Raw genomic sequence first — 14421 nt, forward strand, 5'->3', positions numbered from 1 at the left:
GAGTTTTTATTAGTAGTTATTAATTATCTTCATCAAATATATCTTTAACTTAGATATTCTCAAATATTTTTTTCAAACCATTTTGTTCTGTTTCAAAAATAGCTAGTGTTGAAACTCCGAAAACTTTTGCAACTATATCTACCGAGCGATTAACTCCATCATCAACCCCATATCTTAGTCTAATAATATTTTCTTCTATATCGGTTAAACTATTTACTACTTGATTATCCAAAACAGATTTTATTAAGTCCCTATCTACTTTCAACATTGGATAATTTACTGATAGTTTATCTACTTTGTTTGTTAATAAATTTAACACTCCGTAAATTTGCTCCAGAGCTTCTGATTCCGTTATCGATTCTTTTTCTAAATTTGAAACTCGAATCCCACTAAAAGTTGACAGAAATGACTTCAGACTGCCCTCTTCACTTTGCAACAGGGTTTCCTCAACAACATTTAAAAGTTTCAAACTAAAATCATTGACTTTTTTGAAGTGTAAATCAGATGAATATTGTTCATATTTGATACTGTTAATATCAAAGGGTGCTACTGTTAGGTTGTCTTTAATAATTATGACTGGTCTATCAAAAGCTAATCTCATACCCAATTCGAACATTACATTCGAGTTTAATGCACTTATATCACAAATAATTATTTCTGAATCGTATAATCCTTGAACAATACTATTATGAATAATACTCGAACCTTTTTGATCACTAACTATACCAATATTAAATTTGTACTTAGTTGACTCTCCTAAGGAATTAATTATCATCTCCCTGACATCTAACCAATGCTGTTCTGTATACTCTCCAATATCTGAAATAGGCATTATTAAACCACAATTTATTTCTTTCAAGTGATCCCGCTCCTCTATTATTAATGTACAATAAACATTATACATTATACATTGCATAGTAAAATAAACCCACCCTCAATTAAGAGAGTGGGCTTCGTTAGCTTAGTAGAGCTGAATATTATTATACTTTGATTTTAAAGTTTAATCAATGACTTTTATGACTTACTTACCTCACCTTTAACAGCGTCGACTTTAGCACCATCCATCTCAGCAATCTTAATGTAACAACGCTCACCGTCACCGTTTAAATAAGCAATATACAAGCCATCATTAATATAAACTTCATCGAACTTAATTAACACACCTTTAGATGCTAAACCTCGACGCTTACCACCTACAGCATCTAAAATAATTAAATCTTCAGACAAGACGATCTTATTTTTATGACCACTGAAATCAACTTGCGTTTTCAGCAATTCGTTAACTTTGGTTTGAACCGCTACTGCGTCATATCCAGCGTTTTTAAGCTTCTCAGCTCTGTCTGAACCAGATGACCACTTACCTGCAATGACCTCTTGTGCGACTTCTGCCACTTATTTAGTTGGTGCTGGTGCTGTGGCAGTCGTTAAGCGTTTGTTAATTTCAGCTTGAACCTTGAATGGATCTTGTCCTGCTGCTTTAATATTTGCAATTCTTTTTGCACCATTACCCATTGAACCGGCTAATACGGCTAATACGACTTGCTCAAACGTCATATTAGTATTAACTGCCGTCCCTAAGTCCATACGGGCATAACCTTGAATAGATGAAGCATTCCAAGCGTAAGTATTTGAACCAACTAAACTGACACCATTCTTGAAGGTATTCCCCTCGGTTGTTGTAATGCTATTCCCATTGACTGCCGTCACAAACCCAATATGGTCTGGCCACCCTCCAGGACTATTTGATTCATCCCAATTCCAGATAATAATGTCGCCAACCTGTGGGCGAACCTTGCCTTTCCAAATCTTTGCATCAATAAACTTCTGTTTATAAAAACCTACTGAAATTTCTGTGCCATACTTTGGTGCTAAACCTAATCGCATTAATACGACCGATACAAACATAGCGCACCAATCCCAATCATAAGTCATGCGGGTACCTCGTGGAAGTTTGGATTGTGTATTGTAATAATCAACTAAAGCTTTATGAGCTGTTGAGTATTTAGTTGCTCCTGCATGTTTTTTTATCTCTGCAACTAATTGAGATGTGGTTACTCCCATTTCTTCATTCTCCTTTTCAATCCCTTTTCCAATCACAAAACCTACATCATATTGCTTCAGGTTGTACTGCTTGATATAAGCCAGTAATTTATCTGAGTAAGTCGGATCAGTGGCATACACTCCTTGTAGTCCTAGTGTTTGACCTTCAACCGTCTGCGCTTGGTGGAATCGGCTGTACACTGAACGGCCCCAATCGCTATCCAGCAAATCCTCACGGTCCTCGAAGGATTGTGCATCAGTCTCATACCATCTAAATCCGTCTTTAATCTCAATCCATTTGCCATCGATAAATTCAGATGTGTCTAATTTAGGTGTGGTTTTGCCTTTATAACTCCCTTTGATGCCAAACCAGTTGTGATACTTAACAGCTAGACCGCTTGCCCCTTTGGATGTTAAAAGCCCAGACTCGTGAAGAGCCTGAGCAATTAATACCGATGGATATGTGATTCTAGCGCATTTAACCGCTAATTCAATGATTTCTTTTATACTCATTATTCATCTCCTGCTTCGCTTTTTTCTCGAATTTGCTTAAATGATTTTCTAATTGGCTCTGGCCACTCGATAAATTCGCTAGAGTTTTCTAGTAGTGACATGCCCTCATTTGAGATGTAAAAAAAGATGACAATTTCCCGAAGTGGGATATTATCACCAATGATTAGCTGTAGCTGTACCGCGACGGCCACCGCTACAAAGATATAGAGTTTTTTGATTAAACCGATGAAACTAATTTTTGTGTCGAGAGAGTTGTTGTGCCAAGCTTTTAGCAATCCTGTACAAAAGTCTGCAACTACAAAGAATGTCAATGCACTGATCAAAACATCCCATCCTCCTATAAAACTGCCTATCATACCTCCTGCTAAAGCTAGTAGCGAGCTTGCCCAATTAAAGTCCTTCCAGACTGACTGACCTAATTGGCTAATGCCTTCTTTAATACTCATTTTATCATTCCTTTCCATAATAAAAAGCCACCTAATCAGATGGCGTGGGTAGTTTATAATTCAATATATTTATTCATAAAATAATTTACTATTAAGTTATCTGCATTCATTTGTAATTCTCTTTTTTTATAGATGAAATGTACTAACCAAAAAAATCCAGCTAATAATACAATTGACATTATTGTGATAAGGAATCCAAAGCTATCAAGTTTGCTTTTGATTCCTAAGCTCGTCAAAATAAAAGATAATGATAAAGAAAAACATTTGAATATAAAGGTTTCAGATTCTTTGGCCAATTTATTTATCCTGTCTTTTTCTTCTAAGAATGATTTCATTTTGTGTATTAAACGTTTGTCCCCCTCTTCAAAAACTTTATCGATAAAATCGTAATTAGATAATATTGAATCAGATTTTCTTAAATAAGTAAGGTAATCGTTAAAATTTTCACACATATCAAAAACTCCTTTTAGACCAAGTATAGCAAATCCCAAATTAAAAGACACCAAATTTCTGACTGTCTCACTTACATTTTGTTTTCATTTACCTCACAGTAGGTGTCTACTGCTACAAAATCTCAGAGACAGAATTAATATTTTCAAAAACCATGCCTGTCCTATCTACTACATAAAAAGGTTGAGCAGTTTCGTCTTTTTCTTCCCCTGAGTACGGATCACCAATCTCAAGCAAGTTACCGAAACGTTTCAAAGCTTCGCTTCGTGTTGTGATGTCAATGCCTTTGGCTTTAGCCGACTGGAACATATAACTCAAGCCTTCTGGGTCAAAGTTCCTTCTCCAAGTATGCTCCATCATGATTCCAAATCCGTTCGAACTCACGATTTCGTCCAACATTGCATCAATGGCGGCGTTGCCTTTATTGCTCATCTCAATGTAGCAGTGTAGCTGATAAGTTGGGAATGGAATATCAGAATCACCGGGAACCATTATACCATCCCCCCCACGACGGGCTGATGCACAATACTTTTTAATGATTTTTCGATCAGTATAGTGACTCGTTGAATAAGGCGCTGTGTGGTGAATAGCATGTAACCCCATAGATGCTAGCTCTGAAATGCTTGTGCGTATTTCTGTTTCAATCTCATCGTCTGAGAGTCTAATAAATGTATATGCTCTACTCATGTAAATGTCAACTGAAAAAGGGTCCAGCTTGCTATTGAAAATGGGACCACTATGCTAGGTCTAGTTAGTTGTCATGGAATCAATCCAAGAGCTAGTTTGTTTAATGCGGTAACTTTCTCCTCGCATGTCTATGACATGTGCTTGATAAGCGAGACGGTCCACGAGGGCTGCTGTTAAGGTTGTATCTTTGAAACATTCATGCCAGCGATCAAAGGTTAAGTTGCTTGTAATCATAATTGAACCTTTGTCATTACGGTTGGATAGTAAATTGAATAAGAGTTCTGCCCCCGACTCATCGAAAGATAAATAACCTAATTCATCGATAATTACAAGGTCGACACTTTCAAAGCGACGTTTAAAACGGACAAATTGACTCTGGGTCACCGCTTCTTTTAATTGGATGATTAAGTTAGGGGCATTAACGAATTGGACATTGAAGCCTTGCAGGCAGGCTTCAATCCCAATGGCGATACTAAAATGTGTTTTGCCGGTTCCCGGATTGCCTATCAAAATCGCATTTTCTTTGCGCTTAATAAATTCGAGCGAGGTCAATACGCGCAATTGCTTACGACTTGTTTCAGGAAAGACTGTATCATCAAAATCAGCTAAATACTTCTTTTGTTGAAACTTGGCTTGAGTGATTCGCCGTTGATAACTGCGGTTACGTCGGTGCGATACTTCTTCTGTGAGTAATTCTGTTAAGGCTTCCTCGAAGTTTAAACCCCGTTGATTCACTTCTTTAATAAAGCTGTCATGATATTCTCTCGTATAAGATAACTTTAATTCTCTGGCTGCTTCTTCAATCATCATGAATACACACGCTCCAATCCATAGAGTCGATTCAGGCGTTGCCAATCTGCTTCAATGGCATCGGTGATAGCTTCTGCTTTTGTAGAGGGCAGCTTCATTTCTGGGACTAGCGATGCCAGTGACAATTTATGAAGGAGCTGGTCCTTTGGTAATTCCCGGTATTGATCTAGTTTTTCTAGGAATTCCCGGGGTTTTTCCTTATAATATAGGTCAAAGAGGGTTTTCAAATCCGGTGAGTGTTTCAGCACTAAAGCGTGCTGTAATGCCCCAGGTTTTCTCATCAGCGTCTTGAGGTAGTGGTATATGTCAAGCTGATACTGATGTGAACCCTCTATTTTTTGATGCCGGCAGACTTCGGTGTGATGGGCATAAACGACAAAGTAGTCATGGTAGACCTTTAATTGAACCGTTTGACCCACCAAATAGTCTGGCACTGAATATGCATTGCTTTCAAATTGAATATGACTATAGTTATTCACGCGACATTGAGCGATTTGGGCGAGTTCAAACGGAGGGCGGTAAGCTAATAAATGTTGCTTTTCCTCAACAATCTGACTGGGTTGATTCAGTCGGATTAATTGATCTGTTAAATAACCTTGTGCTGCTTCAAACGTAGGAAATTGGTAAGCTTTGGCGAAACATTGTTGGCGAATGTGCTTCACTCTTCCTTCAACCGTTCCTTTCTCATGGCCACTAAAACAATTGGTTACATTAATGTTAAAACCATAATATAAAGAAAGCTTGATTAAAGCTTCATTGAGTTCCTTCTTTGACCGACCGATAAAACGTGAGACGACATTGCGCATGTTATCATAGACCACTTCATGATAGACCCCTCCCACCATTTCGAAAAACTGAACATGGGCATCTTGAAAGACTTCTTGCTTCTGATTGGTATAAAGGTAAGCCCAATAAAAATCTGAAGCCGGACAGGCGAGGACCGCTAAATAATATGTTCTTACTTTTCCAGCAATCTCAAGTTTGACTTCACCAAAATCAAATTCGAGTCGGTAACCCAAAGGATACTCTTGCCGAATAAAGGCTTCTTTTGTCTTTTATTTGAATTGACGCCAATAATGAGCCACTGTTCGATAGCCAATCGAATGGCCTTCATGTATCAAGATTTCATGTACGGTAATGGCGGTGAGAGCTTGTTTATGGGTTCCTAGCCGCTTATTTTTAATTAACTCCTCTTGATATAATTCCTTCATGCGTCTTTCGACTTCTTGGGTATAGGTTCGATTTTTTCGTTTCGAACTATCATAGGAGCGTGTTAAAACAAGTGCTTCAGTGGCTTTCTCAACCTCCTTTTCATGTGTACTTGTTTCCAATGCGCGTAAGCCTTCCTTATATTTGGAACAAATCGATGTGACTGTCTTGCGATTAATCCCTAGCTCTCTTGCGATATGCCGATAAGATTCTCCTTGACGATAGCGTGAGATAACTTCAAAGTGTTTCATTCTACTAATCACTCCTCTTGCCTCCATCCATATTTAGTATGTATGGTAAGCATAAAAATAAGTGGTCCCATTTTCAACGGCAATTCGTCGAATTATGGGCCACTTTTAAGATACAATAAACATTTTGTGCTACTTTTAAGGTTAAAACCCTTGTAAACATTGATAAATAAGCAATAAAAAAAGGCACATGGTGTCATCACTTATAGCTGCTACCTTCCGGTCCTGACTCAGTTCGTGACTCTACCATTGCCAATTAATAGTATAGCACAGGTAAATCTGTTTGTAAAATAGCAATTTAAGTCTTAGTATTTTGTCTGAATTATGCACTTGTGGATACTATTTCGGTGTAATCTATCCACATTCTGTTGATAAACAACCACTTATCAACAGAACATCTGTGCGTAACTTTCATAGAGGGAAGTTTTTAGAGAAAGTTATCCACAGTTACACATAGTTACGCACAGAAAGCTGCAGTTATACACACATTTGCTGTTAATTTTCGCCCATTTCTTGCGCTAAACGTTTAAGTCGCTTACGTTCTTTGTTACGCAGACGCAAATTCTTGAAAAATTCTGTCAATAAACCACCACATTCGTCACGTAATACGCCCTCAATAACAGCAGGCTGATGGTTGAAACGTTCATCTTCAAGTAAGTTCATTAGAGTTCCCGCACAACCTGCTTTTAAATCTGGAGCTCCGTAAACAACTTGATCCACCCGAGACATAATCAGCGCACCTGAGCACATCGGACATGGTTCTAATGTCACATAAAGCGTTGTTCCTTCGAGACGCCAAGCTTTTAACTGTTCATTCGCTTGTTCAATCGCCAAAATTTCAGCATGCCCGATGGCACTGTGCGTGAGTTCTCGTAAATTATGCGCACTCGCAATTATTTCCCCATCTTTGACAATGACTGCACCAATGGGTACCTCACCTTTAGCACCGGCTAATTCTGCCTCGGCAATGGCTGCTTGCATCCAATGTTCGTGTTCCTTTAATTCTTCGACCGTTAAATTTTCCGCCCTTAACATATTATCACCAATTTTCTATTCTTTACTTACGTAGCTTTATTGTAGCATGTTATCTTGTTTGAATGACTGTTGATTTTCACGTATAAATGTTAAACTAATCATACAGAAGACCTGGCTCAATTGAAAGGACATGACGTATGATTAACTCACTGAAACAATTGTATCCCAACAGTTTACTCAATCCGATTGACTTGAAACGTCCCGAGGATTATTACCATTTTCAAGCTTTAGAAAATAGCTTATTTATTCCACTTTGTGAATTGAAAAACGACCAAATTAAACTGCTCAATATTTTCTCTGAAAATTCAACTAGTACAACAAATTCTTTACCTGCCAATCCTATTGAAGAGAGTTGGTATCAATTTCTAACAAAGAACAGTCCTGCGGTGCCATCGGGCGCCGAGAGTGTGCGTATTTTGCAATTGGATTTTTATAAATTACCTGAACAATTTGCCTATGACATTTGGAAAGATACCTTAAAGGATTCATTAGATGCTATCATCACGATTCTTTCCTTGAATGAAAGACGTCTCTTGGTTATTTTGGACGCAGATCGTTTAGAAAATGATACGGTACCACAATTGACAGGCCTTATCACGACTTTAGATGATGACTTTGAAGTGGCAACGCGAGGGATAATCGGCCAGATCCACCGCGTTTCTCAAGCATTACCGAGTCTTTACGAAAATGAATTAATGCTCTTTAATCAAGCAATACAGTCAGATATTTTCAAAGAAATCCAATATTTATCCGATACTTTATTGAATGAGATTGGGCATGAAGCAACGGCTCAACAGCCAATTTTAGCCAATTTACGTCAACAAATTTTAAGTAATTCGGAATACGAAGCGACGATTCGAACACTCTTTGCCCATCGTGGCAACTTGACCCAAGCAGCTGAAGCACTGTTTGTTCACCGCAATACGCTGACATACCGTATGAATAAATTCACCAAAGAAAGTGGCTTTAATTTACAGCATTTACCCGATTTAATTATTTGTTATTTAGCGTCAAATTAACCTTTTATGTGCGGAGGTATTCACATGAGTAACCATTTTAGATCAATTAAACCAGAAGATTTTCCAACTTGCGCCAGAATATTAACCAAAGCCTACAGTGGCGAACCATGGTATAATACTTGGTCTCATGACGATGCCTTATTAAGAATTGAAGCGATTATGAGTGGCTTTAGTGCCCGAGGTTATGTGATGGAATATAATCAAAAAATTGTTGCGATGTGTCTTGCCCGAATTGATTACTACTATTAATAATTGGCGTCAATTTTGTATTGATGAATTTAATGTTCTGCCCGATTATCAAGAGAAGCAAATCGGCTCAAAAATGTTAACTTACGTGACAGATGCCATGAAGCAGCAAGACATTAATCGCATGTTTCTGATTACCGGAGGCGCACAAGCTGCTCGTTTTTATCAGCATAATGGCTTCGAAGTATCAACTGAAGGCACGATGATGGAGCTTGTTTTGAACGATTTATTTCTATCTCTAGACAAATAAAAGCGCGGCGAGTGTCATTGACACCGGCCACGCTTTTTTCACGTTTAGTCGAAATAATCAGAAACTTTTGAGGTTGCATCAGACGTAAGTTTCTTAGCGCGATCAAGAATTTCTCCGAACGCATCGCCTGTTTTATCTTTTAAATTACCCGCTTGATTCGCAAATTTCATTAACGTATTAATTTCTGCATCATCTAAATGGTCAACAGCCGAAACAAGTGCATCTGAACCATGCAACGTGTTTTTTACAAATGATTTAGCTTTTTCGCGATTGATCATACCTTCAACTTTTTCACGAGCTGAATCATTTAAATAAACAAAAGCCGCTAAACCAGCAACTGTCACCGCTGAACCTAATAAAACTGTTGCAATATACCCTTTTCTCTTCATTATTTCTCCTCCTATTTCGAATATATTTTCGATACACAACAATTATAACACACTAGAAATCAGACAACTATTCATAAGCCCTAACCTAAAAGTTGGGCGCGGCATCGATTCCCTCAGAAGTATGGTGTTATTATCGATTGGGGCCCCTCATTTCCTGAGCGAGGCGCTTTCATAGTCTCTTTGGCACGTCGTTCATTTTGCGAGGGGCAAGTAGCTACACTAACACCTAGCACTTAAAAATCTGAATATATTTAATCACTTTCTTTTTCCCAAGTAAGGCCATCGCCTTGAAAAATCACCACAGGGAGCTCAGTACAAAGCTTGATAATTCAACATAAAACTTATAAAGATATTACAAAAAAAGCAGCTCCCATATAATTCAGAGAGCTGCTTTCCTAGTGATGCTAATTATTTAGTTGTTTGTTTACTGCGATTATTGATATTGATGTTGCCTGAGCGACCACCAATTGTAATGCTGTCACCGAGTTCAATATCTCCACGTAACATCATTTCACTCAATTCATCCTCGATTTGTTTTTGAATCGCACGACGGATTGGACGCGCACCATATTCTGGATCGTATCCTGCTTCAGCAATGATATCAACTGCTGTGTCTGTCACACGTGCTTCAATTTCAAGTTCACCAAGACGTTTAACGATATCTTGTGCTTGAAGTTTAACAATCTCACGGATTTCTTCTTTATTCAATGCGTGGAAGACTACTGTTTCATCGATACGGTTTAAGAATTCTGGACGGAAAGCACGTTTAACTTCTTCAAGAATACGTTTTTCCATTGCATCATGATCATCTTTATAAGAAACGGCACCGAAGCCGACTGATTTCTCGTCACGTAAAGCTGTCGCTCCTAAGTTTGATGTCATAATAATGATTGTATTTCTAAAGTCTACTTTACGTCCTTTACCATCTGTTAAATGACCATCATCGAAAACTTGTAATAGAATATTGAAAACGTCAGGGTGAGCTTTCTCAACCTCATCTAATAGAATCACACTATAAGGTTTTTGACGTACTTTCTCAGTTAATTGTCCAGCTTCATCATAGCCTACATAACCTGGAGGTGAACCTACCAGACGTGATACACTGTGTTTTTCCATATACTCTGACATGTCGACGCGAATCATATTATCTTCACTACCAAACATTGCGTTAGCGAGTGTTTTGGCTAATTCTGTTTTACCGACACCCGTCGGGCCTAAGAATAGGAATGAACCAATCGGACGTTTCGGACTTTTCAGACCGCTACGTGCACGGCGAATCGCACGTGATACAGCTTTAACAGCTTTTTCTTGGCCGATGACACTTTCATGCAATTCAGCTTCTAAGTGAACGAGACGTTGTGATTCAGCCATTTCCATTTGATTGACTGGAATACCTGTTGATAAAGCAATCACTTCTGCTACATGACTTGCTGTCACAACTAAATGCTTCGTCTCTTGATTATCTTTTTCGCTTTCAGCTGCTTTTTGAATTTGACGTTCAACCTCTTGTTCTTCTTGGCGAAGTTCAGCAGCTTGTTCGAAGTTACGATCTAAGATTGCTTTTTCTTTCTTGTTCGACACTTCTAACAATTGACGTTCTAAGTTCGCAACAGTTGAAGATGCGACAGACTCGTCAATACGTACTTTTGCAGCTGCTTCATCGATTAAATCAACCGCTTTGTCTGGCAAGCGACGCTCAGTTAAGTAACGTGCACTTAATTTAACCGCTGCTTGAACAGCTTCATCGGTAATCTCCACATGGTGGTGGTCTTCGTATTTGCTCTTCAAGCCTTCGATAATTTGAATCGATTCTGCCTGAGTTGGTTCATCAATTTGAACTTTTGAGAAACGACGCTCTAAAGCGGCATCTTTTTCAATATACTTTTGGTATTCGTCTAAAGTTGTCGCACCAACTGTTTGGATTTCGCCACGAGCCAAAGCTGGTTTCAGAATATTCGATGCATCAATCGCACCTTCTGCGCCACCTGCTCCAATCAGCGTATGTAACTCATCAACGAATAGGATGACTTGTCCATCAGCTGCAATTTCTTCAATAATTTTCTTCATACGCTCTTCAAATTCACCACGGTATTTAGTCCCGGCTACTAATGAAGCCATATCTAACATCATCAAACGTTTGCTTGCGATATCTTCAGGTACTTCACCTGCGATCATTCTTTGCGCAAGACCTTCTGCGATGGCTGTTTTACCAACACCTGGTTCACCCACTAATACTGGGTTGTTTTTCGAACGGCGGCTGATGATTTGAATCATGCGACGAATTTCTTTCTCGCGACCCACAACCGGATCTAATTTCCCATCACGCGCTAATTGCGTTAAGTCACGCGCCACAGAATCTAAAGTTGGTGTCTTCGATGGTTCACCTTGTGGACTTCTTTGACGACCATTACCACGTTTCGCGCCTAATTGTGAGCGTTCGTTAGAGCTGTTAATACCAATCAATTCGTAGACTTTTTTGCGTAATTCATTTAAGTCAACACCTAAATTTTTTAATAAAACAGTTGCAAGAATTTCTTCTTTTAACATGCCTAACAATAAGTGTTCTGTCCCAACTTTATGGGCACCTAAACGTTTGGCATCATTCGATGCGTTCATAATAATTTTCTTAGATCTTGGTGAATAAGGAATGACAATTTCGCCTTCAGAGCGCGGGTTAACTACTTTACCGTGAATGATTTCTAATTCCATCAATAGTGATTGATAGTTTGCTCCCATTTCACGTAAAGCTTTCCCAGCAATTCCTTCTTCCTCACGAGCAAGTCCAAGTAGAATATGTTCCGTGCCAACAGCCTGATGTCTTAAATAATAAGCTTGTTCAGCTGCATAGATCATGACCTGGCGGGCACTTTCTGTAAATAGTTCTTCAAACATTCATTTCACCTCTTACTTTAATGTATATCTTAGTTGTACTAAGAAGGTTTTGAGCAATAATGCTCTGGCTTGTTGTTCTTGTTCTGAAATACTGTGTAAGACTGACTTTTCAATGACTGATAACATTAAGGTACCTTCACGCTCTGTGATGATTTCTGATTGTATAAGTGTTTTAACCATATTGACACCATTACGTTGGCTAATTCTCTTACCGATCAAAGCAATCATTTGATTAATTTGATCAATCTCATCCACCACTTGAATCTTAAAGATTCGAATATAGCCACCGCCACCGCGTTTACTTTCGACCATGTAGCCATGTTCTTGCGTGAAGCGTGTATTGATGACATAGTTGATTTGTGAAGGGACGCAGTCAAAGCGTTCTGCCACATCACTTCGTCTAATTTCTAGCTCCTCACTATTTCGGAGAAAACTTTTCAAATAATCTTCAATGATGTCTGACATGTTACGTAGCGACACTTTTACCCCTCCTATTCCGTTAACGTTGACTTTCTTTGACTATTATACACTATATTTTGACGTTTGAGAAGTCTTTTAATGTTTTTAAAGTCAATTGTTTCCGATGACTTTTCGGCTTAAATTATTATAAGTTTTGCTTATAGTCCAATTTAGTTTTAGATGGTGGCCTGAAATCGCTTTTGCACATAGAATAGTCCTTGTAAGCGCTTGACGATTCACGTCAATTTTATTTACAGGCCAAATATACATTTGTACAAGGGGGAAAAACTCATGGCAGAAATTATTACTGTCCAAGAAGCTGTAGCTAAAGTTAAGCAAGGAGATTCTTTAGGTACTTCAGGTTTCTTAGGTGTGAGCGCACCGATTGAATTAATCAAAGGCTTAGTTGAAGCCGGTACTAACGAATTGACATTGGTACAACCAGTTACTGGTTATCCAGGTGAAGAACACGATGTGGGTAAATTAGCTGAAAATCGCCAAATCAAAAAATTTGTTGGAGCACATACAGGTACTTCAAAATCTTTCAACAAACAATTTTTAGCGGGTGAAATCGAAGTTGATTACGTTCCAATGGGAACTGTTGTTGAAATGATCCGTGCAGGTGGAGCTGGTCTTGGTGCCGTTGTCACTCCAGTTGGAATCGGTACATTACAAGAAGAAAAGCAAGACAAGATTGTACGTAACGGTAAAGAGTACTTAATCTATGATCCAGTTAACCTAGATGTTGCGTTTGTTAAAGCTAACAAAGCAGATAAATATGGTAACTTATATAGTTTTGGAACGGCTAAATCAATTTCTCTTGAATTAGCTTTAGCTTCTAAAGTTGTGATTGCTGAAGTTGACGAGATCGTTGAAGTTGGCGAGATCGAACCAACTGATGTAACCGTTCCAGGAATCTTAGTTGATTACGTTGTTCAAGGTCAAACTGAAGAAGAACGTTACGACTACTACCGTGAATTATGGGGTAGAAATAACATGTTGAAAGGAGACGCATAAGCTTATGAATCCAAAAGAACTAATCGCTCGTCGTATCGGGCAAGAATTTAAAGATGGCGACATCGTTAACTTAGGTTTCGGTATCCCTAACGCTTCTGCTAACTACATTCCAGAAGGCGTAAACGTTATTTTACAAGCAGAAAATGGTGCTTTACGTTTTGGTGAAACACCAACTAAAGATACTTTAACGCCTGACTACGGAAACTCTGGTGGTGCTCCTATTACATTATTACCAGGTGCCGCAACCTTCGACTTACAAACATCTTTCGCGATTATTCGTGGTGGACACGTTGACAAAACGGTTCTAGGTGCTTTAGAAGTAGACCAAGCCGGTAACATTGCCAACTGGATGGTTCCTGGCGTAATGGCTCCGGGTATGGGTGGTGCGATGGACTTATTAGTAGGTGCTAAAAAAGTTATTGCTTCAATCCAACATACTGATAAAAAAGGTAACTCTAAGCTTTTAGCTGAGTGTACTTTACCTTTATCGGCAGCAAACGCTGTTGACATGGTTATCACTGAATTAGCAGTCTTCGAAATCAAAGACGGTAAATTCTTACTAACTGAACACGCACCTGGCGTAACAGTTGAAGAAATTTTAGCGAAGACAGAAGGCGAAGTTGTCGTCTCTGAAAACATCAAAGAGTTCTTCTCTTAATTTTAACAATACTATGATTTAGATTTGATTATTCGTCTCCCTAGCTGAATTAA

The 14421-nt window shown here is 38.6% G+C and carries 18 protein-coding genes and 1 other RNA gene; 5 read left to right on the forward strand and 14 right to left on the reverse strand.

The features are described from left to right. Nucleotides 1–49 precede the first annotated feature (49 nt). The 11 genes from GF867_RS05080 to tadA form a co-directional block, all read right to left on the reverse strand. Entirely contained in the window at nucleotides 50–859 is an 810-nt protein-coding gene (locus GF867_RS05080) for a hypothetical protein (RefSeq protein WP_153832035.1), read from the reverse strand. A 155-nt stretch (nucleotides 860–1014) separates the two neighbouring features. Continuing rightward, the gene (locus tag GF867_RS05085; RefSeq protein ID WP_216650261.1) at nucleotides 1015–1392 is read right to left on the reverse strand and encodes a hypothetical protein; all 378 of its coding nucleotides are present in this window, start codon (nucleotides 1390–1392) and stop codon (nucleotides 1015–1017) included. Then, nucleotides 1393–2553: a glucosaminidase domain-containing protein gene (locus GF867_RS13815; protein WP_216650262.1), complete on the reverse strand. Its 1161-nt coding sequence runs from the start codon at nucleotides 2551–2553 to the stop codon at nucleotides 1393–1395. Next, nucleotides 2553–3017, reverse strand: coding sequence for a phage holin family protein (locus tag GF867_RS05100; protein WP_253940746.1), 465 nt, complete (start codon nucleotides 3015–3017; stop codon nucleotides 2553–2555). The genes GF867_RS13815 and GF867_RS05100 overlap by 1 nt, the downstream gene beginning before the upstream one ends. 35 nt (nucleotides 3018–3052) lie before the next feature. After that, nucleotides 3053–3451, reverse strand: coding sequence for a hypothetical protein (locus GF867_RS05105; protein WP_153832036.1), 399 nt, complete (start codon nucleotides 3449–3451; stop codon nucleotides 3053–3055). Between the two features lie 112 nt (nucleotides 3452–3563). Beyond that, nucleotides 3564–4136, reverse strand: coding sequence for a polysaccharide deacetylase family protein (locus GF867_RS05110; RefSeq protein WP_153832037.1), 573 nt, complete (start codon nucleotides 4134–4136; stop codon nucleotides 3564–3566). 60 nt (nucleotides 4137–4196) lie between these two features. Further along, a complete protein-coding gene (gene istB, locus GF867_RS05115; protein ID WP_253940747.1) occupies nucleotides 4197–4946 on the reverse strand; it encodes an IS21-like element helper ATPase IstB in 750 nt (249 codons plus the stop codon). Continuing rightward, complete coding sequence (locus GF867_RS05120; protein ID WP_153832038.1) at nucleotides 4943–5965, reverse strand: Mu transposase domain-containing protein; 1023 nt, start codon at nucleotides 5963–5965, stop codon at nucleotides 4943–4945. Before GF867_RS05120 ends, istB begins: the two co-directional genes overlap by 4 nt. A 36-nt stretch (nucleotides 5966–6001) precedes the next feature. Then, nucleotides 6002–6406 (reverse strand): helix-turn-helix domain-containing protein, encoded by a 405-nt coding sequence (locus GF867_RS05125; protein ID WP_172973964.1) that lies wholly within the window; start codon nucleotides 6404–6406, stop codon nucleotides 6002–6004. 165 nt (nucleotides 6407–6571) lie between these two features. Further along, nucleotides 6572–6665, reverse strand: an RNA gene (gene ffs / locus GF867_RS05130) — signal recognition particle sRNA small type. A gap of 233 nt (nucleotides 6666–6898) precedes the next feature. Beyond that, on the reverse strand, nucleotides 6899–7438 hold the full coding sequence (tadA, locus tag GF867_RS05135) for a tRNA adenosine(34) deaminase TadA (protein ID WP_153832040.1): 540 nt from the start codon (nucleotides 7436–7438) through the stop codon (nucleotides 6899–6901). Nucleotides 7439–7575: 137 nt separating this feature from the next. Between tadA and GF867_RS05140 the strand changes: the two genes are divergently transcribed. Genes GF867_RS05140 through GF867_RS13825 form a run of 3 tightly spaced genes read left to right on the forward strand, consistent with a single transcriptional unit; the run spans nucleotide 7576 to nucleotide 8953 of the window. Next, entirely contained in the window at nucleotides 7576–8457 is an 882-nt protein-coding gene (locus GF867_RS05140) for a PucR family transcriptional regulator (RefSeq protein WP_153832041.1), read from the forward strand. Nucleotides 8458–8481: 24 nt separating this feature from the next. After that, on the forward strand, nucleotides 8482–8706 hold the full coding sequence (locus tag GF867_RS13820) for a hypothetical protein (protein WP_216650263.1): 225 nt from the start codon (nucleotides 8482–8484) through the stop codon (nucleotides 8704–8706). Then, complete coding sequence (locus tag GF867_RS13825) at nucleotides 8690–8953, forward strand: GNAT family N-acetyltransferase (protein WP_216650264.1); 264 nt, start codon at nucleotides 8690–8692, stop codon at nucleotides 8951–8953. The genes GF867_RS13820 and GF867_RS13825 overlap by 17 nt, the downstream gene beginning before the upstream one ends. Before the next feature lie 44 nt (nucleotides 8954–8997). Here the strand turns inward: GF867_RS13825 and GF867_RS05150 are convergent, their stop codons facing one another. The 3 genes from GF867_RS05150 to GF867_RS05160 form a co-directional block, all read right to left on the reverse strand. Beyond that, complete coding sequence (locus tag GF867_RS05150) at nucleotides 8998–9342, reverse strand: hypothetical protein (RefSeq protein WP_153832042.1); 345 nt, start codon at nucleotides 9340–9342, stop codon at nucleotides 8998–9000. A gap of 408 nt (nucleotides 9343–9750) precedes the next feature. Further along, a complete protein-coding gene (locus tag GF867_RS05155) occupies nucleotides 9751–12234 on the reverse strand; it encodes an ATP-dependent Clp protease ATP-binding subunit (RefSeq protein WP_153832043.1) in 2484 nt (827 codons plus the stop codon). Nucleotides 12235–12246: 12 nt separating this feature from the next. Continuing rightward, a complete protein-coding gene (locus tag GF867_RS05160) occupies nucleotides 12247–12714 on the reverse strand; it encodes a CtsR family transcriptional regulator (protein ID WP_311453166.1) in 468 nt (155 codons plus the stop codon). Between the two features lie 270 nt (nucleotides 12715–12984). Here GF867_RS05160 and GF867_RS05165 point away from each other — a divergent pair, with 270 nt between their 5' ends. Both GF867_RS05165 and GF867_RS05170 read left to right on the forward strand, forming a co-directional pair. Then, complete coding sequence (locus tag GF867_RS05165; RefSeq protein WP_153832044.1) at nucleotides 12985–13710, forward strand: CoA transferase subunit A; 726 nt, start codon at nucleotides 12985–12987, stop codon at nucleotides 13708–13710. Nucleotides 13711–13714: 4 nt separating this feature from the next. Continuing rightward, a complete protein-coding gene (locus tag GF867_RS05170) occupies nucleotides 13715–14368 on the forward strand; it encodes a 3-oxoacid CoA-transferase subunit B (RefSeq protein WP_153832045.1) in 654 nt (217 codons plus the stop codon). Nucleotides 14369–14421 lie beyond the last annotated feature (53 nt).

It is taken from the genome of Fundicoccus ignavus, from assembly GCF_009659375.1.
Taxonomy (GTDB): Bacteria; Bacillota; Bacilli; order Lactobacillales; family Aerococcaceae; genus Fundicoccus; species Fundicoccus ignavus.